16 protein-coding genes are annotated in these 23,024 nt (G+C 56.8%); 13 read left to right on the top strand and 3 right to left on the bottom strand.

Going from position 1 to position 23,024, the window contains the following annotated elements:
- Window positions 1-23: 23 nt before the first annotated feature.
- From ETAA8_RS27845 to ETAA8_RS27835, 3 genes are all read left to right on the top strand, one after another.
- Window positions 24-428 (top strand): hypothetical protein, encoded by a 405-nt coding sequence (locus tag ETAA8_RS27845; protein WP_145096541.1) that lies wholly within the window; start codon window positions 24-26, stop codon window positions 426-428.
- An 833-nt stretch (window positions 429-1,261) separates the two neighbouring features.
- On the top strand, window positions 1,262-7,831 hold the full coding sequence (locus ETAA8_RS27840) for a calcium-binding protein (protein ID WP_145096538.1): 6,570 nt from the start codon (window positions 1,262-1,264) through the stop codon (window positions 7,829-7,831).
- A gap of 557 nt (window positions 7,832-8,388) precedes the next feature.
- Window positions 8,389-8,568: a hypothetical protein gene (locus ETAA8_RS27835; protein WP_145096535.1), complete on the top strand. Its 180-nt coding sequence runs from the start codon at window positions 8,389-8,391 to the stop codon at window positions 8,566-8,568.
- Here the strand turns inward: ETAA8_RS27835 and ETAA8_RS35460 are convergent.
- On the bottom strand, window positions 8,543-9,022 hold the full coding sequence (locus ETAA8_RS35460) for a hypothetical protein (RefSeq protein WP_238397589.1): 480 nt from the start codon (window positions 9,020-9,022) through the stop codon (window positions 8,543-8,545). The genes ETAA8_RS27835 and ETAA8_RS35460 overlap by 26 nt on opposite strands.
- Window positions 9,015-9,482 carry a universal stress protein gene (locus ETAA8_RS34995; protein WP_202921314.1) on the bottom strand — a complete coding sequence of 156 codons (468 nt, stop codon included), beginning with the start codon at window positions 9,480-9,482 and terminating at the stop codon, window positions 9,015-9,017. Before ETAA8_RS34995 ends, ETAA8_RS35460 begins: the two co-directional genes overlap by 8 nt.
- A 397-nt stretch (window positions 9,483-9,879) precedes the next feature.
- On the opposite strand from ETAA8_RS34995, the gene ETAA8_RS27825 reads away from it, so the two are divergent.
- The 6 genes from ETAA8_RS27825 to ETAA8_RS27800 all read left to right on the top strand — a co-directional run bounded on the left by ETAA8_RS27825 (window position 9,880) and on the right by ETAA8_RS27800 (window position 16,832).
- Window positions 9,880-10,329 carry an Hsp20/alpha crystallin family protein gene (locus tag ETAA8_RS27825; protein WP_145096528.1) on the top strand — a complete coding sequence of 150 codons (450 nt, stop codon included), beginning with the start codon at window positions 9,880-9,882 and terminating at the stop codon, window positions 10,327-10,329.
- Window positions 10,330-10,446: 117 nt separating this feature from the next.
- Complete coding sequence (locus ETAA8_RS27820; protein WP_202921313.1) at window positions 10,447-10,884, top strand: CBS domain-containing protein; 438 nt, start codon at window positions 10,447-10,449, stop codon at window positions 10,882-10,884.
- Between the two features lie 96 nt (window positions 10,885-10,980).
- Window positions 10,981-12,087: a hypothetical protein gene (locus ETAA8_RS27815; RefSeq protein WP_145096522.1), complete on the top strand. Its 1,107-nt coding sequence runs from the start codon at window positions 10,981-10,983 to the stop codon at window positions 12,085-12,087.
- Window positions 12,088-12,528: 441 nt separating this feature from the next.
- Window positions 12,529-13,260, top strand: coding sequence for an ABC transporter ATP-binding protein (locus ETAA8_RS27810; protein WP_145096518.1), 732 nt, complete (start codon window positions 12,529-12,531; stop codon window positions 13,258-13,260).
- 3 nt (window positions 13,261-13,263) lie between these two features.
- A complete protein-coding gene (locus tag ETAA8_RS27805) occupies window positions 13,264-15,627 on the top strand; it encodes an ABC transporter permease (RefSeq protein ID WP_145096515.1) in 2,364 nt (787 codons plus the stop codon).
- Window positions 15,628-15,629: 2 nt separating this feature from the next.
- On the top strand, window positions 15,630-16,832 hold the full coding sequence (locus tag ETAA8_RS27800) for an efflux RND transporter periplasmic adaptor subunit (RefSeq protein ID WP_145096512.1): 1,203 nt from the start codon (window positions 15,630-15,632) through the stop codon (window positions 16,830-16,832).
- 26 nt (window positions 16,833-16,858) lie between these two features.
- On the opposite strand, the gene ETAA8_RS27795 is transcribed toward ETAA8_RS27800, so the two are convergent.
- The gene (locus ETAA8_RS27795; RefSeq protein WP_145096510.1) at window positions 16,859-17,257 is read right to left on the bottom strand and encodes a response regulator transcription factor; all 399 of its coding nucleotides are present in this window, start codon (window positions 17,255-17,257) and stop codon (window positions 16,859-16,861) included.
- 167 nt (window positions 17,258-17,424) lie between these two features.
- On the opposite strand from ETAA8_RS27795, the gene ETAA8_RS27790 reads away from it, so the two are divergent.
- The 4 genes from ETAA8_RS27790 to ETAA8_RS27775 all read left to right on the top strand — a co-directional run bounded on the left by ETAA8_RS27790 (window position 17,425) and on the right by ETAA8_RS27775 (window position 23,015).
- Window positions 17,425-17,715 carry a transposase gene (locus ETAA8_RS27790; RefSeq protein WP_145096507.1) on the top strand — a complete coding sequence of 97 codons (291 nt, stop codon included), beginning with the start codon at window positions 17,425-17,427 and terminating at the stop codon, window positions 17,713-17,715.
- 191 nt (window positions 17,716-17,906) lie between these two features.
- Window positions 17,907-18,359 (top strand): hypothetical protein, encoded by a 453-nt coding sequence (locus ETAA8_RS27785; RefSeq protein WP_145096504.1) that lies wholly within the window; start codon window positions 17,907-17,909, stop codon window positions 18,357-18,359.
- Between the two features lie 88 nt (window positions 18,360-18,447).
- Window positions 18,448-19,077 carry an RNA polymerase sigma factor gene (locus ETAA8_RS27780; RefSeq protein ID WP_145096500.1) on the top strand — a complete coding sequence of 210 codons (630 nt, stop codon included), beginning with the start codon at window positions 18,448-18,450 and terminating at the stop codon, window positions 19,075-19,077.
- 149 nt (window positions 19,078-19,226) lie between these two features.
- A complete protein-coding gene (locus ETAA8_RS27775) occupies window positions 19,227-23,015 on the top strand; it encodes a serine/threonine-protein kinase (protein WP_145096497.1) in 3,789 nt (1,262 codons plus the stop codon).
- Window positions 23,016-23,024 lie beyond the last annotated feature (9 nt).

Here is a 23,024-nt window from a genome sequence, read left to right as displayed (position 1 = left end):
CCCTCGTTCCAGGACTTTCCGCCATGACTGCCCAGTTACATATCGAAATGCATCAAGACCATCATTTGTGGGAGAGTGAGATCAAGTTCTGGCGGGCTGATCTGCATGCCTGGCAATTGGAATGCAAAAAGGCCTGGGATCAATGGAAGGAATTGGAAACCTCCCTAAAAAAGCACGAAGAGTCGTTGCGCGAGCATGCGGCATCGATTCGACTGGACGAAGAACGAATCGCGGCACACGAACATTCGATTGCAGAGTTTGAAATGGGTGGAACGGGAACCGACTTGCCGGGGCTGGTCCCTAAGCACAAAGCGGAAGCTGATCGCCAGACTCAGCAAAGAACCAAGCACGAAGAGCTCAAGCGGCATCACCATGAGTTCATCGCTCATTGGGGACAACTCGTAAAAGTGCTCCAACGTCTCGCGTGATCATAATCAATGCTTCGCTTCTAATGGAAGCGAGAACTTGGCCAAAGATTGCTGTGTTCATTTGGTCCCAGAGAGTTCAGTAAGATGCGAGCGATGGTGCTTCCATCCCCGGCGTACCGCTCCTGGAAAGTGAGCTTGAACGGCCTGACCCTCGTGCAAATGAACTCCTTATTCGCGTGCGGGCATGTGGAGTTTACCAATTGCCAACGCCATGTTCTTCAAATGGCATTCAGTCTCGTGGTGACTTCTGGTGCCTCTTTTGTACGGGTCGATGCCGAAAGAGCATAGGCGTTGCAACCGGGGCTCTCGATACGAGCGAGAGGTTGAGGCGTGACGAACCCAGGTACAGGACAACGCACACGCGTCATCGGCGACTCTGCTCATCCCAATTCTGTTGCTACAGCGGTACGGTAGTGTGCCCATTCGCGCAATAAGTGCGGTTCCCGCCAGGTTTTTCGCATCGACCCACGTTATCGCCAGGTTCGCCAGAAGCGAAAGTTGCCGCAATCTCTTCCGTCTTTCTGGAAATAGTTGAAGGCATTCCCCATTGAATCGGGAGTATGCGCAAAAAGTGCATTGATCAGCTACGGAAACTCAGCACTTTTGGCATATCCATTGCAACTGGCATTTTACGTTCATGCACCGTTTGCGGCATTTTGCCGGGCGTGTGCGGTTTTGTCACTATTGGGGAGCAAGCGGGGAAAATGGCATCTGCAACTTTGACTCACAAGCAATCTTCTTTCGCGCTATCTAATCAACGTCGCCGCAAAAGTTCGGCGGAAGCTCGTAAGCGAGCAAGAGTGGAACTATTCTGCGAGCCTCTGGAACCACGAATGCTATTGGCCACTGCCGCAGCGGGAGACCAGTTCGTTGTGGCAGAGACCGTAGGCTTTGCGAGCACACCCGCGGCGATCGCGGTGCAGGCTAACGGCTCATTTACCGCTGCGTGGGAGAGTTTCGAAGAGGAGGCAAGTGGCAGCGGGTTCGGAGTATTTGCCCAGCGATTCAATGCGGATGGCACCCCCGTTGCCCCATCCTTTCAGGTCAATACGGTGGACGACCGTGAGCAGTCAGCTCCCGCGATTGCGGTCGATGCCGCGGGAAATCATCTCATCGTCTGGCAGAGCAAGGGCCAGGACGACGTCGACGGCGACACGTTCGGTATTTACGGCCAGTGGTATAACAACGCGGGGCCGTTGGGCTCTGAATTCAAAATCAACACTGCGACTTCTGGCGATCAGAAATCCCCGTCAGTTGCGATCGACGGCTCTGGCAAGGCCATCGTCTCCTGGCAGAGCTTTGGACAGGACGGCAGCGATTGGGGCGTCTATTACACGCGGCTTGACGCCGTCGTCGGCGTTGCCCCCGACACAACGCCCTCCGGCGACGTTCTGGTCAATGATGCCACGGCGGGAATCCAGCAGAACCCTACGGTGGTGGCAGCTGCGAACGGCAACTTCGTGATCGCCTGGGAAGCGATCGAACCGTTGGCAGGCGACGACGCAAGTCTCGATATCTACGCCAAAGCGTACAACGCTGCCGGAGGGGAAATCACTCTGGGCGAGCAACTGGTCAACTCCGACCAACTACGTGATCAGGTCACACCGCAAGCCGCCATCGATGCCGATGGTGACTTCGTCGTGGTGTGGGTTGCCGGTGGTATTCCCGGCAGCGGTTCTGACGTCTTTGGACAACGGTTCAACGAGTTGGGGACCCGAGCGGGTCAGCAATTTCGCGTCAACAACACGACGTCCGCGTCGCAAGTGGGCGGTGTCGTGTCGATGGATTCGGCCGGTAATTTTCTCGTTGGCTGGCAAAGTGTGCATCAGGATGGCTTCAGCGAAGGGATCTTCGGCCGAGAATACGATTTCAATGGCAATACATTGGTTGACGAGTTCCAGGTAAACACAGTGACCGAAGGTCCGCAGAGTGTTCCTTCGATTGGCATGAATGGTACTGGACGGGCGGTGGTTACCTGGCATGGCAAGAATGAAGATCACGAGTCAGCGCTATTTGCTCAGCGATTCCAGGTACCAAATACCGACCTGAATCTGTTTCGAGTCGGCAGTGAGACGGAGTTGGCGTCGTTCGTTGAGCTGGAGGGAAGCCGTGCATCCGCGGCGATGGATCTACTCGGAAACTCGGTCGTCGTGTTCGAGTCCTACGACGAGGATGGCGACGCCCTGGGGGTGTTTGGCCAGTTACTCGACAACTTTGGCGACCCGCTCGGCGGTGCCTTTCTGGTCAACACGGAATTCGCCACAGGAAATCAGGGTGCGCCAGCCGTTGGGCGAGCCCCGAATGGTAACTTCGTCGTAGCTTGGCACAGCAAAGACCAAGACGGCTCCGGCTACGGCATTTTCGCCCAGCGGTACAACGCGGCGGGGGCGCAGGTTGGAAGTGCATTCCAGGTGAACACCCAATCAATCGGGGATCAGGTAACTCCGACGGTGGCAATGGGAGACGATGGCCGGTTTGTGATCGCGTGGCAAGGGGCCGATCAGGACGATGACGGCGTTGGCAGCGACATCGCCGACGGCACGAGTGACATTTTTGCACGACGTTACGACAGCGCTGGTTCTCCAATCGGGCTCGAATTTCAGGTGAACCAGGAGGAGGCGACAGATCAAATCATGCCGGCCGTGACCATGAATGCGGCTGGTAAATTCGCCATCGCCTGGGTCAGTAGTCATCCCGCCGCAACCATTCCCGAGATCGACCCTGAAAAGAGTGTCTTTGTTCAGTGGTACAACGAAAATGGTGTTTCGACTGGCTCGGAAGTTCTCGCCCATGCCTATGTCAAGGACGCCCAAGAGTCACCACAGATCGGCATGGATGCAGCCGGCAACTTTGTTGTCGCCTGGCAGAGCATCAATCAGGATGGTGGCACGTGGGGCGTCTACGCCCGGCAATTCCTGGCGAGCAAGTCACCCGTCCAACCCACCGAGTTCCAGGTCAACCAGATTACCGAAGGACTCCAACGACTGGTGGGATTAGGTGTCGATGCGGCAGGGAACTTCGTCATCGCCTTCGAAAACACGTTGCCTGGAACTGATGATGGCATCAGCACCGATATTTACCGTCGCGAGTACTTCCCCAATGGCACTGCAAACGGTAACGAGAACCTAGTCAACACGTGGAGTGGCGGTCCACAGACGTTGCCCGTGGTGGCTCGTGCCGCAACGGGAAACTACGGCATCTTCTGGATGGGGCAGGGCTTCAGCCACATCGATGGTGTTCATGGCCGGCTCTATGACGTGAACCTGGTGGATGATCCGGGCGAGCCCAGCCGGATTCCAGTTGGGGATCAATTCCTGGTGGGTCAGACCATTGGGTTCGAATTCGGCTCGCCAGCGATTGCAGTCCATGGCGATGGGTCGTTCACGCTCGCCTTTGAGACGTTTGAAGAAGACACCAGCGGTTTCGGCATCTTCACCCAGCGATTTGACGCTACTGGAAATGCCATCCCAGGGTCGCGAGTGCAAGTTAACACGACGGTTGTTGACGATCAGTCGGCACCCGCCATTGCCAGCGACGGCGCTGGCAATGTGCTCATCGTCTGGCAAAGCAAAGACACCAGCGGCAGCGGTATTTTTGGCCAATGGTTGAGTGCGGCAGGCGTAAAAGTTGGGAGCGAATTCCGGCTCAACTCGACCATAATTGGCGACCAGACAAACCCAGATGTTGCCATCGACGAGAACGGCACGGCCATCGTGGCGTGGCAAAGTGTCGGTCAGGATGGCGCCGGTCTCGGTGTGTATTACACATTGCTCGACACGGTCGGTGACGACATCCGCGGTAGCGAACATCTAGCCAACGTCAGCACTGCCGGGGACCAACAATCGCCCCGTGTCAGCGCCGCAGCATTCGATAGCAGTCCAGGAAACAACCAGTTCGTGATCGCCTGGCAGGGGCCGGGCGAGGCGGTGACGGAGGCGAGCGTTGAAATCTTCGCTCGCCGCTTGAGCCCCGCCGGCGCGCCGCAGGGCAGTGAATTCGTCGTCAACTCCATTCTCACTAAAGACCAGATTCTTCCCGACCTGGGCATGGACGCCGCCGGCAATGTGGTTTTTGTCTGGCAGTCGGAGGGGCAAAGTAACAGCGGCTCGGACGTTTACACCCGCCAAATGACGGCCGCGGGAAATTTGCTAGGCTCCGACGTACTCGTCAACACGACGAAGACACGGCCGCAGCGTCTACCATCTGTGGCCGTGGACGCGGCAGGGAACTCCCTCGTGTCATGGCAGAGCCAGCATCAGGACGGCTATAGCTGGGGCATCTACCGCCAAGCGTTTAATGCCGCTGGCGGGCGCGTCGGCGAAGAAGTGATCGTCAATCATCGTGTGGAAGGGCCGCAAACGGCTCCTACTGTTTCCAGTAATGCCACCGGAGACGCGGTCGTTGCCTGGCTCGGAAACAGTTCAACCCACGAGCCATCCATCTTTGCTCACCTTTTCGATCTGCCTGCCACGGAGGTTGAGGGTGAGATCATTCTCACAAGCTACGCGGGCCTCGAAGAAATGCCCCCTGCGGCGGCAATGAATGGTCGACGTGAATCAGTCGTCGCCTGGACAAGCTATGCCGAGGACGGCAGCGGGCAGGGCGTATTTGCTCAGTTGCTCAACGACCAGGGACTGCCCATCGGCAGCCGCTTTACGGTTAACGAGTTCACCCAAGGAAACCAAGGGGCACCGGCGGTGGCGCGGGCCGCCGATGGCCGCTTCGTCATCGCCTGGGAAAGCGAAGACCAGGACGGCAGCGGTTACGGCATTTACGCCCGGCGCTATTTCGCGAACGGATCTCCCGACGGAGCGATCTTCAAGGTCAACACCGTGACTGCCGGTGATCAAAGGGCCCCAACCGTGGCGATTGCACCCGACGGACATTTCGTCATCGCCTGGGAGAGCGCCGGCGCAAACGGTTTGGATATCAAGGCCCAGCGATATTTGGCCAGTGGTGCGATGGACGGCTCGGAATTCCGTGTGAATAACGAAGTCCTTCTGGACCAGTTCGATCCGTCTATTGCGATGAATGCCGCAGGGCAATTCGTGATTGCCTGGGTAAGCGATCACCCAGCCGCGGTGCCGGGAACAGAAGACACGGAAAAGAGCATTTTCGCCCAGTGTTTCAACAGCAACGGGCAGCCAGCGGCCGGCAACGAAGTGCTCGTCCACAGGTACGTGAAGGACGGGCAGGAAGCCCCAGCCGTTGGCATCGACGGTTCAGGACGATTCGTCGTCGCCTGGCAAAGCATCAATCAGGACGGCAATTCCTGGGGCATTTTTGCTCGGCGTTTTGAGGCGAACAAAACGCCAATTGAACGGCGCGAGTTCGTCGTCAACGAAACACGAATGGGACCACAACGCTACGTCGGATTGGGAATGGACGAGTTTGGCCGCTTTGTCGTCACCTGGCAGTCGAATACCCGCGCTGAACTTACGGATGGCGGGAGTGGCGGTGGAGGTGGAGGTGGCGAGCAGGAACCTGGGAGTCCGGAAGGGAGTAGTTGGGATCTGTTTGCCCGCCAATACAGTGCCAACGGGAGCCCTGAAGGGGGAGAACTGTCGGTCAACAGTTGGCAGATGGGGCCGCAGATTCTGCCTGTTGTTGCCCAGGCTCCCGGCGGTGATTTCGGCATCTTCTGGCTCGGACAGGGCCCCGATCACGTGGAAGGAGTTCATGGACGTCTTTACCAAAGTCTGTTTGATTTCGGCGATGCGCCTGACCCGTTCCTGAACGCGAATGGACGATACCCAACTTTGTTGTCCAGCAATGGTGCCCGACACTTGCCAGGTTCGAAGTTGTTCCTGGGAAGCGGAGTTGACGCCGAATTGAACGGGCAGCCGAACACGAGCGCAACGGGGGATGACTTCGATGCGAATGGGGACGATGAAGACGGAGTCATCTTGCCAGCCAGCCTATTCTCTGGGTTGAGCACCACGATCACGGTAACCGCTTCGCTGGCTGGAAAGCTCGATGCTTGGATCGACTTTGACCGAGACGGGATTTTCGAAGCAACCGAACAAATTGCGACGAATCTAAGCGTCATTGCGGGGCAAAATTCACTTGCCTTCACAGTGCCGTCGACCGCAATTGCCGGAACGTCGTTCGCCCGCTTTCGGGTGAGTAGCGCTGGTGGGTTGTCGTCGCTAGGCGCCGCTGCAGATGGCGAAGTTGAGGACTACTCCGTTCAAGTTGTGACGCAAGGCGGCACCCAACTAATCGACGATCCGGCAAATCCCGGCAAGAAGATTCTGTTGGTGATTGGCACAAATAGCGCTGATTATATCTATGTCTACCCAAGTGGCAGCAGCATCCAAGTTATCCAAGTACGTATTGGGGGAAGCATTCTTGGAGGATTTCCTGCGGCTTCGATCAGCAAGATTGAAGTGCACGGATTGGGTGGAGCCGACTACATCTATGTCTACTCGACGATTACGAAGCCGACCGAGTTGTACGGCGACGCCGGGAATGACTACCTTTATGGAGGGAGCGGACCAGACCTGATCTATGGCGGTGACGGTGTCGATCGGCTTACCGGAGGCGACGGAAACGATCAACTCGTTGGTGGCTCGGGAGGAGATTACCTTTACGGCGGTGCTGGCGTGGACAGTTTTACGGAATCGGGCGCTGGCGCGTTCGTCGTAACAAGCACTCAACTGAAGGTGGGTTCAGAAACCAACAATCTAAACGGATTGGAGCAGGCCACACTGGTGGGTGACAATGGTAAGAACTCCTTCAATGTCACCGGCTGGAGCGGATCGGGTACGGTCGACGGAAGGGGCGGAATTGATAAGCTCATTGTCGCCGGCAACGCAAACTTCACGCTTAGCGATTCGCAGTTGACACGTTCGGTGGGAGCCGCCTTCGCTTTGACCAGCATTGAGGATGCCGACCTCACGGGTGGTACAGGTAACAACGTGCTCGATGCAACCGGTTTCAGCGGACAGTTGAAACTCTCCGGTGGCGCAGGCAATGACACGCTGAAGAGTGGTGCCGGCCCTGCGATTCTCCTCGGCGGTACGGGCAATGATCTGCTCCAAGCTGCAACGGGGCGCACATTAATGATCGGCGGAACTGGAGTCGATCGACTGGTGGGCGGCGGAAACGAAGACCTTTTGATCGACGGCACGACCAGTTATGACTCGAATGCGGCTGCACTACTGGCACTACTCAACGAATGGAATTCGGCAGGAGACTATGCCACCCGGGTGGCCAATCTCAACGGCACGTTGACGGGAGGACTCAACGGAACCTACCGGCTGACGAGCACTACTGTAAAAAAGGATACTTCCGTGGATGTGCTGACTGGCAACGCCGGTCTCGACTGGTACTTCGCTAAACTCGCAGCTCCATACAAGGATAGCCTCACCGACCAAACGGTTGGCGAGATTGCGAATTAGGTCGACTCCAGATGTTCGAGAGGTGTCGTCTTTGCATTTGAGACGACACCTCCGAAAACCATACAGCTGCAACTGCCATGAAACCAAGTCGGCCCAACACAGCCGAACCGGTGAACTGCTGCAATGCATCTTTGAGGTGGAAATCCTGAAGTTTGTCGACAATCTAGATCATGCCCACCTGCCGAAGTTTCTTCAGCTTAGAACGACTACTGCCGATTGGTTCTTTGCCCTGCTGCGCGTCACAACATTTGGGACTTTTGTGCGCGAGTTCTCGCCACCCAATCCAAAAAAGGGGGGCTGGCCGGAAATACCACCTAGCGATTCTGCTTCAGACCCTTATTGCCGTAACGCGTTGTCCTCATTCAAGAACCGGCATATCGCAGTCACCCATACGTGGGGTGGCGAGAACTCTCGCATAAAACTCCATAATGTCGTGACACACAGCAGGGCCCGAAATCAATCGGCGGATTCTCCGCATCCGGCGAATCTTCCGCTGGGGCGTGGAGAATGAGCTGATTCCACCGTTAGTGTTGGAGGGCCTGCGGTCGGTGTCGCCTTTGAAGAAGGGCAGAACGACCGCCCGCGAGCCCGAGAAGGTGAAGCCGGTTCCCGACGAGCACGTGGACGCCGTATTGCCCCTGGTTTCGCGACAGGTGGCAGCGACCGACCATCGGCTCCGCCGCGCGCTGCACTATTCGACCGTCGTTTACATCATTCAGGACTCGACTCTGTTTTGATCGAAGCGAACGACTCGTCCGAGCCGAATGCCTCGCGCAGGATATAGCGTTCATCGCTCTCTAAGCGGTCGAAGCTTTGAGCTAACTGGACAAGTTCCTGCTCGACCATCCGGCTGGTTGATCCAAGTTGACCGCAACTCACGAACTTGGCGAAAATGCGGGCGATTTCTGCCTGGATTTTCGGATACTGTGCGTACACATCGCGAACTTGCAATTTCAACCGTGGACATCGGCAAACAGCCTCTTCAACACAGCCTCCGCCAGTTTCCTGTGCCACATGCTTCGCGAAATGATCCGCCAGATCACCGACCAATTGCTTTGCGTCATTAAAGGCCGAATTGCACTCCCCAGCAACCCGAACCAATGGAAGTAATTGCTCGATTAGGCGACGCAATTCTCGGTGTTGCAGCCGAATAAGGTCCGTGTAAGCGCGGCAGTCGTCATGTTCAGACATTGGAGCACTCCTCTTTTTGAGTCGCGGCTTCTGCCGCGGCTGTTGTGCACTTGATAGTGATCACCGGACAATGGGCTTTGCGAACGACTTCTTCCGCGACGCTGCCCATCAACAGGCGTCGTAAACCAGTCCGGCCATGCGTCGGCATGACAATATTGCTAACGCGGTGGTCCGCGGCAAATTTGACGATCTCCGAGCCTGGAGATCCCATCCCGACGTACCGTCGAACCGGGATATTAGGATCATCAACGACGATTTCATCGAGCATTCGTTGAAGGTGTTCGCGATTGGGTTCTGCGGGTCCGTAGTAGAACTCACCGCCACCGTACGCCATGGGCGGTTCTTCGATGTGGAGCAGCAAGAGCTCGCCCCGGTGATCGCGGGCCAGAGAAACGGCTAGCTTCAGTGCCTGCTGATATCCTTGGGAAAAATCAACAGGGAAGAGAATTCTCGTGGTCATGGAAGGCATCTCCGATTGGTGAATCCGAACGAGGCTTAACGGACTTATCGTTCCTCTCCCTCTTGATCGCAATTGGAATGCCGTCGAGCACAAATAGTTAACCTCGCACTCTTTGACTCGACTTACGACAGAAATTGCTGAATGCAGTCCGCCATTTGCCGAATTGCTGGCGATGCTCCACTGTGTCGGTATCAGTACCAGCGAGGTGGGTGTGCGGCTTCGCGCGCTATGTGTCATTTGAAGCGTTTTAGCGATCATCCGACTAGCGTGAGGTAAATCAAGAATGCGTTCTACTTCGACTAAGTCGCCCAAATCACATTTCTAAAGTTCTTGGCATCCTGATTGCAAAAGAACGAATCATATTCGCTGGCTTTCTCAAGCAGAAAGGAACATCGTCATGATTGGGACACTGGCAACTCGCCGAACTCAGGGACTGAAGCATCTCCGCGATGAAGTCGAAGATGTGCTGGGGCGTTTCCTCGGCGAGCCCACAGATGGTTGGCTGACGTCGGAAATCGCAGCCCCCCTGGACATTGCCGAGACGGTCAATGCTTTCGAATTGCGGCTGGATGCACCAGCAATGAATGCTCAAGACTTCGATATCGATGTGAACGGCAACGTCGTTACCGTTCGCGGCGAACGCAAAGAAGAAAAAGAGGAGAAAGGCAAAACCTGGCATCGCACAGAACGCCGAACCGGTAAGTTTGCTCGCACGGTGACTCTTCCGTGCAATATTCAGGCGGATGAAGTTGCAGCGGAATATACGGCCGGAGTGCTAACGGTCAAGCTTCCCAAAACTGAAGAAGCGCGGCCGAAAAAGATCGTGGTCAAAGCCGGTCAAGGGTAGGCAATTCGTTCCCGCTAAACGAGCAATATCCCCAGGATTGGGCCTTGGGGACGGTAAGTGAGGGAAGATAGTAGGGCAACATGATCGAGGGAACCACACATGTTGGTGAAGACCATAATGAGCCGTGCTCCAGACTTTGCGGAAGCGCAGGAAACTGCGCAACAGGCCGCCGTGCGTATGCGGCAGCGAGCGGTCGGATCACTTGTCGTCGTGAATGATGCTTATGCAGCTGTGGGAATGATCACCGATCGAGATCTAGTCGAACGAGTCCTCGCTGCAGGTAAGGCCCCGACTACCACTCTCTTGGCTGATGTCATGACCACGTCTCCCGTGGTGATTGCCGAAACCGAGGGTAGTGTTCGGGCACTACAAGTCATGCAGCAAAATTGCGTAAGACGACTTCCCGTTGAAGACGAACTCGGACGCATCTGCGGGATTGTCACACTCGACGATATCCTGGCAGCTTACGGAGAGGACTTTCAACGGATTGCTGCTTTGCTCCGGTCCGGAACACCGCAAGGTATTGCTGAAGCCGCAGCCTCGCGTTGCGAGTAGCATTCAATGAATGGCGTCCCCGAAAGTCCGGTTGCCCGTCCAACTGATTTGCAACGTTCCCTATGTCGGCCATGCTGGAAGTGACTAAAGGTGGAAATGGCAAGCGAAGCAAAGGTTGATGAGATACGCGTCTCGGGTAAGTTACATTGCATCATTGCTTTTGACTGGGGTGAGTCAGTTGACCTTGAACAAGCAATACGGCAAATCCCCGCAGAAGTTGGCGATCTTCCCCGCCGCAGGCGCACTCCCGATGCAATCGCTTATCGACCGTCGCCGGTTCGGTGTAGCTTAGGAAGTATCCGATTGCCTTTTCCAAGTCTCGAATCTGCCGCGGATGCGGAGGTTATTGTCTTCGAATTTGGAGCAGCAAATGTTGCGTTCCGAGTTCCGATTAATTTAGAGCTGGGCCAACTACGCGAACTGGCAGTGAATCTCGCGAATCAGAATTGGCTTCAGTCATTGGCGCACTCTGTCGCTAAGCCCATTTTCGACAAACTGTTCCCGACGATCGACGAACCGCTTTGGAACGAGTCTTACGAGGAATACTTTATATTCCAAATCGATCCGCACCCATTGCTCGTTGAGAATGGCGTAGTGAACACTCAGTTGGCTCCATCGATTGTCAGCTTGCTCCGACTCACGAAAGAACCTTTGTCTGATGTAGAGATGTCCGAGGCTTTACGGTGCCAGATATCCTATGGCCGAAACGATATCGTGTTTATTGACTGGGCTGCCACAGTAATTATCGACTGCGATTGTGACGAGACGCTGCATACGATCGAGTTTGCAAATCTTCAGTTGCTTGAATATCGATACTTGGATCAGAAAGTAGACTCTGCACTGAAAATTGCGCGACGCCAGATACAAGCTTCGGCTCGCTCGTGGCTCCCATTTTGGCGGACGCACGCCAGACCGCTTCGCTTCCTTACCGAGATCCGCATGGACGCAGTCGGTACATTTGAACGAGCCGATAGCACCCTCCAATTGGTAGGCGATCAGTATCTTTCCAGGGTCTATCGTCTGCTTGCAGATCGTTTTCACTTGCGAGAGTGGGCACAAAATGTTCGACAAGCGATCGATGTCACCTCCGATGTCCACGAGACATTGGCCGAGCAGTCTTCGATGTTCCGGCTCGAATTGCTGGAGTTGAGCGTCGTGGTGCTAATCATCTTGGAGATTGTGCTCGCTATCGTAGGTACATGAAGCTTAGGCGCTTAACAGCCTGAGAAAACGCAGGGGTATCGTTAAGTGACTGGTCCACGTACTCGCGTTTATGCCGTTCGTTTTCGCAGATGTCGTCGTGCTGGTTTCAGCGATAGCGGCGGACAACTTCGCGTTCGTTTGAACTGCACGCGGCAAGTCGAGTTTTTCGTCATTCAGCAGCTGACCGGTTCACCTTGGTGTCATTCAGCGTCTGTACTGGGCTTTGCCAATTCCATTTCGGAGGCCGTCATCTGCGTAATCTCGAGCCAAGTGGTAAATGTCAGTGAGTTGCAGCGACCCTCTTTCTGTCACACTCGCGCGCTAATTCGCACAGTCGCGAGGAGTGTGCGCCTCCTTATTGCCGCTCAAATGCGTCGGTGCAGTAATTGCAATGGCGAGGCAACCGCTGTCGATTCGAAAGTTCTTCCATGTTGCGAACCTATGACGACTCGACAATCAAAGACTGACCGCTTACCGCTGTTTCAAGCTCGCGGTATTACGAAGGTCTACCGCGCGGGTGAGACGGACATTCACGCCTTGCGCGGCGTCGATCTCGATCTGTTTCCTGGTGAGTTTGTGGTCTTGCTAGGTGCCTCGGGTAGTGGCAAGTCGACGTTATTGAACATCCTGGGAGGCCTTGATGTGCCGACCTCGGGGCAGGTGCGGTTTCGCGATCATGATCTTTCGCGGAACGACGATGCCCTGCTGACCCACTATCGCCGCGAGCATGTGGGATTTGTCTTTCAGTTTTACAATCTGGTCGCTAGTCTGACCGCCGAAGAAAACGTCGCGCTAGTGACTGAAATCGCAGAGCGGCCGATCCCGCCTGCGGAAGCGTTGCGCCTGGTCGGACTTGGCGAACGTTTGAACCATTACCCGGCGCAACTCAGCGGCGGTGAACAACAGCGAGTGGCCATTGCGCGGGCGATTGCCAAACAACCCGACGTTCTGTTGTGCGACGAACCGACTGGAGCGCTGGACGTAAAGACGGGGATTGTTGTTTTGCAGGCGATTGAGCAAATCAACCGCCAGTTGGGAACGACGACTGCCATCATTACCCACAATGCGGCAATTGCCGGCATGGCAGACCGCGTACTGCGACTCTCCGATGGTCGCATCGTCGAGATTGTCGTCAACCAGCGGCGGGCGCCAGCCGTAGAAATTGTCTGGTGACCCATGCGGGCTATTCATTCCAAGTTGTGGCGCGAGCTTTGGCAATTGCGCTGGCAGAACCTGGCCATCGTGCTGGTAATGGCGGCTGGTGTGGCAACGGTCGTGATGTCGATCAGCACGCTACTTTCGCTGAATCGCACCAGAGCCGACTTTTACTCTCAGGCCAACTTCGGACAGGGCTTCGTGCACCTCAAGCGTGCTCCGCTCGCACTGCTGCCGCGAATTCGGGCGATCGATGGAGTCGCTGCGGCGGAGGCGCGAGTCGTAATGATGGTCACGCTCGATATTCCTGGTTTGCTGGAGCCAGGAACCGGCCGGTTGGTCTCACATCCTGACAGGGGATTGCCGCTAGTCAACCGATTGTACCTGCGTGAAGGTCGTATGTTGGGAACTCGCCGCAGCGGGGAGGTGCTGGTTTCGGAAGCTTTTGCCCGTACGCATCAATTGCATCCAGGTTCGCCACTGACCGCCGTGATCAACGGAAAACAACAGCGGCTGCAGGTCGTCGGCGTCGTGCTGTCGCCCGAGTTTGTTTACTCCGTACGGCCTGGTGAATTACTCCCGGATGACAGGCGGTTCGGAGTGCTCTGGATGGGTTACGAGGAACTGTCGTCGGCGTTCGACATGCACGAAGCCTTCAACGACGTATCAGTCACACTATTACCTTCGGCCCGCGAAGCGGCTGTACTTGCGCAGCTCGATGAACTCCTGGCACCGTATGGGGGCTCCAATGCGTATGGCCGTGAACTGCAGCCGTCGCATCGGTTCCTGGAGAACGAACTCGTTCAGCTACGTACGATGGCTCTCGTGCCGCCGGCCATCTTTCTGGCCGTCACCATCTTCCTTCTCCAAGTGGTAATGACCAGGCAAATTGCAATCCAGCGCGAACTCATTGCCATGCTGAGAGCATTTGGGTACTTGCAGCGAGAGATTGCGATTCATTACCTGCAGTACGCACTTGTGATTGGGTTGGTCGGCAGTCTCCTGGGTACAGCTATCGGTGCAAAGTTCGGAGTCGACTTAACGATCATGTACGCCGAATTCTTTCGCTTTCCCGTCATGCAATATCGGCTGGACTGGTGGCTGGTCCTGCTTACAGCCGCGGTCGGTGTCACAGCCGTTCTCGCTGGCGTGTGGAATGCTGTTTGGAATGCGGCGTCGTTGCCGCCCGCCCAAGCGATGCAGCCGGAAGCTCCGCGGAAATATCAACGCAGTTTGCTGGAGCGGATGGGGTTGCAATCCTGGCTACCACAGATCGTGCGCATGATATTGCGGCAGCTGGAGCGGCGACCATTGCGTGCGTTTTTCTCGTCACTCGGAATCGCTTTGTCCATTGCGATTCTCGTCATGGGCAACTTTTTGGAAGATACCGTCGATCACGTCATGGACTTTCAGTTCTTCACCACACAACGTCAGGATCTGATGGTCTCTTTCGTAGAGCCCACAACCGGGCAGGCCGCACGAGACTTGGGGAAGCTGCCCGGAGTTATCGTGGTGGAACCCTTTCGAGCTGTTCCCGTCCGCCTTGTCCATCGACAAAACCAGCGCCGCCTGGATTTGCTGGGACTTACTGCTGATGCACAGTTGATGCGAGTTGTTGATCCTCAGCGGGGCCCCATGCCGCTTCCTCAGTCTGGACTGGTGATCTCGCGTCGTCTGGCGGAGGTGCTGCAATGCCGCGTCGGAGATATCGTGAAACTCGAAGTGCTCGAAGGCTTACGGATTGCTTCCGACGTTTCCATCGTGGCGGTGATCGACGACTATCTCGATCTGAATGCCTATATTGAGCTGGCAACATTGCGACGTTTGTTGCGAGAGCAGGATGCTATCTCGGGTGCATTTCTGCTGGCGGATCGCAATCAAATGCCTGAACTGTATCGGGAACTGAAACAGACGCCGCGAGTTGCAGGCATTAGCATCAAACGAGCCGCAATCGACAGTTATCAAAAGACGATGGCAGAGAATTTGCTCCGGATGAAAGGAATTAACGTGTTGTTCGCCTGCATCGTCGCAATCGGCGTGGTTTACAACTGCGCCCGAGTATCACTCGCTGAGCGGAGCCGTGAGCTAGCCACGTTACGCGTGCTCGGATTCACACGCGGCGAGACTTCATGGGTGTTGCTCGGCGAACTCGCCATACTGGTGGTGGCAGCGATTCCCTGGGGGTTGGTAGTGGGGCATGGGTTCGCTTGGCTCCTCACGGCCGCCCTGAACACGGAAGTCCATCGTTTTCCTTTGATCATTCACGGCCGAACCTATGCCTTCGCCATTGTCGTCGTGATTCTTGCAGCCATGGCCTCGGCACTGGCGGTACGTCGACGAATGGATCACGTCAATTTGGTCGAAGTGCTTAAGACTCGCGATTAGTTATGAAAGCAATCGTCCGCCAATTACCACTCGTTGCTGCTGCTCTCGGAGGCGCTGCCTTGCTTGCGTACGCGCTCTGGCCGCGGCCGGTGGAAGTGGATGTCGTACGGGTAACTCGCGGGCCATTGCAGGTAGTAGTCGAGGAAGACGGTAAAACGCGAGTCAAGGAGCGGTACATAGTTTCGGCACCGTTGACAGGTCAACTAACTCGCATCGAATTGGAAGCTGGCGATACTATCGAAGCTGAAAAGACTGTGCTGGCGACGATTCAGCCAACCGATCCCGCGTTGCTCGATGCCCGCCTGCGTGCGGAGTCAGAAGCTCGGGTGAAATCCGCCGAATCGGCAACGCAGCAGGCGGAGGCTCGCAGCGCTGCAGCTCGCGAAGCTCATGGCCTTGCGGACCACCAGTATCAGCGAGCGAAGGGACTCAGCCTGACCAACGCAATTTCCAAAGAACTGCTCGATGCGGCTGAACACCAAGAACGAATCGCCGCGGAGACTCTCCGGGCTGCGGTGTTTGCTTTACAGGTCGCCAAGTATGAATTAGATCTGGCGAAGTCTGCTTTTGTCCGAACCCGCCCAATCACTGACGTCGAATCCGACCAAACGCGGCTCGAAATCCGTTCGCCGATTTCGGGACGCGTGCTGCGGGTATTGCAGGAAAGTGCCGCTGTCGTAACGCCGGGCAAATCCCTGCTCGAAGTCGGCAACACGCAGGAGCTGGAAATGGAAATCGATGTGTTGTCGGCCGACGCGGCGCAGATTCAGTCTGGGGCACGGGTCATTCTACAGCACTGGGGAGGCGAAGTGCCGCTCAAGGGAAGAGTGCGTCTCGTAGAGCCATCGGGCTTCACCAAGATCTCTGCCCTGGGTGTGGAAGAGCAACGCGTGAATGTGATTGCCGATTTTGATGAACCGCCCGAGCGGCTCCGCAGTTTAGGAGACGCCTTTCGAGTCGAAGCTGCAATTGTGATCTGGGAAATCGATGACACTCTGCAGTTGCCTGCCGGGGCGCTGTTTCGTAGCGGCTCAGAATGGGCCGTCTTTGTAAACAAGAATGGGCGAGCCGAACTTCGCGCGGTGAGCAGCGGCCGCAGCAATGGCAGGATGACGCAGATCTTGCAGGGACTTTCGGAAGGTGAGACCGTCGTAGCGTTTCCCAGCGATCAAGTCCGAAGCGGCGTCTCGTTGAAGGAGAAGTGATGGATCAGCGATGCGTTTGTAGTACATCAACCGTTCTCCAGCACCCATTGCACCGCGGCGCGTGATAGCTCGCCAGAATTCTTGAGTTCTAGTTTGCGTTTCAGGTTTTCGCGGTGGGTGTCAATCGTGTGAGAGCTGAGTAAAAGACGATTGGCGATAGCACCGCTGGTGAGGCCCTCGCCGATCATGCGAAAAATCTCCAACTTGCGATCGGAGAGCCGCTCCATCGGCGACTTCGACTCGTCAACGCTGCGGAGCGCTTGGTTCACAATCCGTTGGGTGATTGCGGCACCAACGTATCCGTTAATTAATCGACATCGCCTGTCTTTGCCATCCGCCGTGCTGCGTGTCACGACATTTGGGACTTTTGTGCGCGAGTTCTCGCCAGTCGGACGGCTACTCTCCTCGCTCTCGTTGAATTTCAATCCGACGTGTTTTCGGTGATTATTGAGGGATGACCTCAATCACCCGGACCCAGGGCCGGTATGATCATCGCCTGCGAGAGATGGTCTGCAACCGCAAGAACATCGACGCGGCTGTCGGGTGCGGAGTACCCCGATCTACAGCGCGTGGCTGGCTCGCGCCGAGGGCGATGTTCGAATCCTGGTGGCGCGTGCTCAAGCGTCAGTGGCGGTACCTGAACAGGCTCGATACCCTGGCAACGGTGCAGAAGCTCGTCGCGTTCTACGCTGAGCAGCACAACAAGCATCTCCCGCATGCCGCGTTTCATGGCCAGACACCCGACGAGATGTACTTCGGCACGGGCGTAGACATTCCCAAACAGTTGGCGGCTGCGAAAGTCGCGGCTCGGCAAGCGCGTCTGGCGGGCAATCGGTCCCTGCGTTGCCAAAGCTGCAGCCAGTCCGTTGCCGCCATTAACTGAAGTCGGTCGAGTGAGGAATCTGCCCAAACCATTCGCAGGATTGCGCGCACCGCAAGGACTGCTGGTTGTCGAAAGGTATCGAAAAGCCCTCCGTCCAGGCGTCCCCACGTAATTCCGAAACGCACTACGTGGCCAATGTTTGGCTCCCGCGTCTTCGGTGGCGAGAACTCGCGCGAAAAGTCCCAAATGTCGTGACACGCAGCACGGTGGGCCACCAGAAGGATCTGTACAAGCTCATTGAACAACTGGGGGCCGCCAGCGCCAACGATGTGGCCACGGCGCTCCTGGCCGACATTCAAGAGCGGGTGCAAACGGCCGAGCGGCGGCTAAGCGAATTGCGTGACGAACGGGAGCGGTTGCAACGCGACCAGATCGACGAGGCCGAGGCCGCCCAGGCGCTGGCGTTGTTCGATCCGTTGTGGGAAACACTCAGCACCCGCGAGCAGGCCCGCCTGCTGCAACTCTTGATCGAGCGCGTTGATTACGACGGGCGCGAAGGCACCATTTCCATTACCTTTCATCCCAGCGGGATCTACCAAGCCGGGACCGGCATGGGCCAAAGTGGCGAGAACTCACGCACAAAAATTCAGAATAGTCGTGACACACAGCAGGAAAGTCCGCCGCGCCCGGGAGGTTCTGGATAAGATCCCATCTGAGTGAAACGCTACACTAGGGTCGCATCGCTTGCCCGACCTATCCGGGTGGGTTATTGTACGAGTGTTGGTTGCGGCCATGCGCACCTGCTTGGTGGTTCCCCCTTCGATGGTTGACGCCCATACCAGTACTGACTCAAACACGTCGTCCAGCCTGCTGCGGCGCGTCCAAGGCAACGACCCGCAGGCTTGGTTATGCCTCACGCAGCTTTACGCTCCCATCGTCTATTCCTGGGCCCGGCAGACTGGGCTTCAGGAAGCCGACGCAGCCGACGTCATGCAGGAGACTTTTCGCGTCCTTGTCGCGCGGGTCGGTGCGTTTCGCAATTCAGAACCAGGAGAAACCTTCCGCGGCTGGCTTTGGACCATCACTCGCAATAAAATTCGCGACCACTTTCGTGAGCTTACCGGTCGCCCACCGGCCGTCGGCGGAACCAACCAGCGTCTGTTGCTCCAGGACGTGCCGGTTAAGCCCCCCGATGAAACCGCGCTCGGCGGTGTTTCGGTCAGCGAGTCTTATCTAAGCGGACAGCTTTTGCGGACCGTGCAAGCCGAGTTTGAACCCCGCACCTGGCAGGCCTTTTGGCAGGTGGTGGTTGAAGATCGCCGCCCGGCTGATGTCGCGAACGACTTACAGTTGTCAATCGGCTCGGTTTACATGGCTAAAAGCCGGGTGCTTAAGCGGTTACGGCAGGAGCTAAGCACCTAAAGCGGGGGGGTGATATTGCGGTGCAATCCGCTTACTTCGTACGCAGCTCTTTAATCCCCAAAAAAGTCGTGTGAGGTTCCGCCGTTGTATAGGTAGAGCCCTGCTTTACCTGTCAGTCGTCTACCGAAATATATCGAGGCAAGCCCGTTATGTTGATTTCCTGCCCAGATCGCGGCGAACTTGCCCAATTTAGTTTCGGACACTTAACCGAGGCTTCCGCAGAGGAATTCGCCACGCATGTTGATTCATGCGAGAATTGCCGAACCCTGCTCGAAGCGATTTCAAGCACGCCAGATCCTTTGGCGGCCGCGCTTCGCCGGCCGGCCGAACTGCCATTCGCTGGCGAAGCCGCCTTGCAGCAGGCCCTGCCGCGGCTTTTGGCATGTACTCATGAACCGCCAACGGCGGCTTCGTTAAACTCTTCCCCGAGTGCAACAGACTCCTGGAGCGCCCTAAAAACGGTTCGCGACTACGAGATTCTGGAAAAGATCGGCGAAGGCGGCATGGGGGCGGTCTACAAGGCCCGGCATTCGCGGTTAAAGAAGATCGTGGCTCTCAAAATCCTGCCCCGCGACCGCGTCATTGGGGCCGATTCCATCGCCCGCTTTGAGCGAGAAATGGAAGCGGTAGGCAAACTGGAGCATCCGCATCTGGTCCGCGCAATGGATGCAGGGGAAGCGGACGGCATGCACTTCCTGGTTATGGAATTTGTTGCGGGCTCCGACCTCTCGCAACTGGTGAAGGCGCAAGGGCCGCTCGCCATTGCGGACGCCTGCGAGTTGATTCGCCAGTCGGCAGCGGGGTTACAGCATGTCCACGAACAGGGGCTGGTCCATCGCGATATCAAACCTTCGAACCTGATGCTCTCGCCGTCCGGCAACGTGAAAATCCTCGATCTGGGCCTCGCCCTCCTCTCCGGCGACGGCAGTCCCGGCGGCCGCGAACTGACGACCACCGGCCAGATGATGGGAACGCTCGACTACATGGCGCCCGAGCAAGGGGGCGATACGCACCACGTCGATATCCGCGCCGACATCTATTCCCTCGGCGCGAGTCTCTACAAGTTGCTGACCGGCGTCGCCCCCTTCGGCGATCGTAAGTTCGATACACCCGTAAAGAAGCTGATGGCCCTCGCCGTGCAAGAGCCACTCCCCATCCGTGATCGTCGTCCAGAGATTCCCGCCCCGCTCGCCGCCGTCGTCACCAAGATGCTGGCGAAGGAACCCAAAGACCGCTACGCCACTCCCGCCGCCGTCGCCGCGGCGCTCGCTCCCTTCACGGCCGGCAGCAACCTCGTGGCGCTCGCCGCCCAAGCTGCCGGAACGGGCATCAAAACCAACAAGGAAGATACCTACTCCAGCCTCAAATCCGCCTCCGTCGATACGCTCGCCCCTATCAGCTCGCCCTCACCCACTCGGCCCCGCGCGCCGTTGACTCGCGTCAAAACCATCGCCCTCGCCGCTGCCGCCCTGCTCGCCGCCATCGTCTTCTTCGTCCAAACGCCACACGGCGCCGTCAAAGTCACGATCAATGATCCATCCATCAGCGTGAAGTTTGACAAGACGGGCGCGATCGTCGAAGGGATCGATCCCAAACCGATTGACCTGAAGTTCGGCGAACAGGGGATCGTCATCAAGCGGGGGGATGCCGAATTCATCACCACCCAGTTCAAGCTGGAAAAGAAGGGGGAGACCATCCTCGATATTCAATTGCTCCCCGGCGAAGTAAAGGTTGTCTACGACGGCAAGCTGATCGAAAGCAAACCGCTGCCTGCGCCCGTCGCGCCGGCCATCGTCAAGATGCCGGCCATTCCCGCGAATGTCGATGACCCTTCCGCGCTTACCAAAGTCGAAGTCACGCCGCCCCTCAATCCCGCGGCGATGGTCCTCACGCCGGCCAAGCTGCCGGGCGTGAAAAGCTGGACGATCGAGCCGCTCCTGGGCCGGCGTGAGTGCCTGCAAACCGAGTTCAGCCCCGACGATCAATGGCTGGCCGCAGCCTACAGCGGCGGCGTGATTCGCATCTTTGATACGAAGACGCGGCAGTTGCGAAACATGTTCAGCACGCCTGGAACCGTCACCGAAGACTATTTCTGCTGGTCACCCAAAGGGGATTCCATCGCCACCTGCGGCAGCGATGGTGAAGGGAATGCCGAAGTCCATGTCTGGGACGCCGTCACGGGAAAACGAATCAAGACGCTGAGCGCTGCCATCCCAGCGCCGACCTGCATTCATTGGCATCCGGATGGCGACTTGATCGCCACTTGCAACAACAATTCGGGCGTGATCGGCATCTGGTCCACGGTGACGGGCAAGCTGCACAAGGAACTCCGTCACGACGGAACCATTGGCATGGTGCGTTGGTCACCCGACGGCAAGTTCCTGGCATCCGGCGAAATATCCCGATCCGTGCATAAAAACGCTCGAGCCGCAATTTGGGATTCGAAAACGCTAATCGTCTTCGTCACGCCTCAATGGTCCGATAAGCTTGCGAACGAAACCAGTAATAACACCCTCGCCTGGTCACCTGATTCCTCGCAGTTGGCGGTGGGAGTTAAGGCGTCGAAGTGGGAGGGCGTTCGCATTTGGAATGTGAACAAGGGTCAGGACGTACAAAACATCAAGACGAACGGCTGGGAGCGCACAGTGTCTTGCGCGTGGTCCTCAGATTCCAAGCAATTGGCAGTCCGCAGCCAAATTGGCTTGGAACTGTACGACCTAGCCACCTCAACGGTTAGGCAGAAATTTGATCACGTCAGCAGCGTGATTGAGCGTCCGGCTTGGTCACACACGGGCGGACTACTGGTTGACGGTGGAAGTTTAGCCATTGCCTGGCGGAAACCAGGCGATGGCAAAACATTCGCCAAGACGGAATGGTGTCCCGAGGGCGCTCTTAATCCAGGTAACGTCTTTTGGTCCCGCAATGGGAACTCGTTTGATCCCACTCAACCTGTTAGCGTTGGCAATACGCAATTTAGTTACTACGAACGTTACGGATCCCATCCCGGTGATTCCAGCCCGGATCAAAAGTGGAAGGCACATCCCAAGAAAAACCAGTTGGACTGGGTGGATCAGGCAACGGGCGCCAAGGAGACGATTCCGCTGCCAGACGTGACTGGAAACAATATTTTCTTTGCACCCAACAGCCAGTTCGCAGCCATTTCGGAGAAGGACAAAAGGCGATTCGTCCATATTTTCGACATCCGGTCCAAACAGGTGATCCACAGACTGGAGCACCCCGATGTTCTGACTGATTCGGACATCGGGCCCATTGCCTGGTCGCCCGACAGTTCCGTCATCGCCTTCGGACCTCGGCAACACGGGCGGGGCATCGTCTGGCGTCTCGGTGAGAAACAGCACTGCTTTGAATTCAAGCCGACAAGCTATCTCAATGCCCTCGCCTTCCAACCGGGAACGACCAATTTGGCCATCGGCACGGATAAAGTCGTTCAACTGTGGGACTATGCCCAGAACCAAAAGATCCTCGAAATTCCCCAGGGCGTCAGCGGGATTCGCTCCCTCGTCTGGCTCCCCGATGGCAAGACGCTGGCAATGGCGAATCGCACCGGCTTGCGGTTGTACGATCCGGCCACACAGTCGTTCACGGCGACTTATCCCTATGTCAACGGCTACCTGGGGGCCTTTGGTCGCGATGGGACGCAGTTCGCGTGGGTCGATCATGGCCAGATGGTTCGGACGCTGAACTTGCCGGCCGGAAAGCGGGGCCTCTCCTGGGTTCCCCGCACGCCTGATGCGTATCTGGCTGTGTCGCTCGAAGGGCACTTCTGGGAAACTGACAATGTGAAACGGGGCGACATCGTCTACCTCGCCGAACTCGAATCGGGCGAGCAAAAGCACTTCACCCCTGCCGAGTTCGCCGCCCGCTTCGACTGGAAAAACGATCCCGCCATCCCCCGCAACATCCACGCCCGCAAGTAGCAAGGCAAA

The organism is Anatilimnocola aggregata, assembly GCF_007747655.1.
GTDB classification, from domain to species: Bacteria; Planctomycetota; Planctomycetia; order Pirellulales; family Pirellulaceae; genus Anatilimnocola; species Anatilimnocola aggregata.
This window is presented reverse-complemented; position numbering and strand designations above follow the sequence as displayed.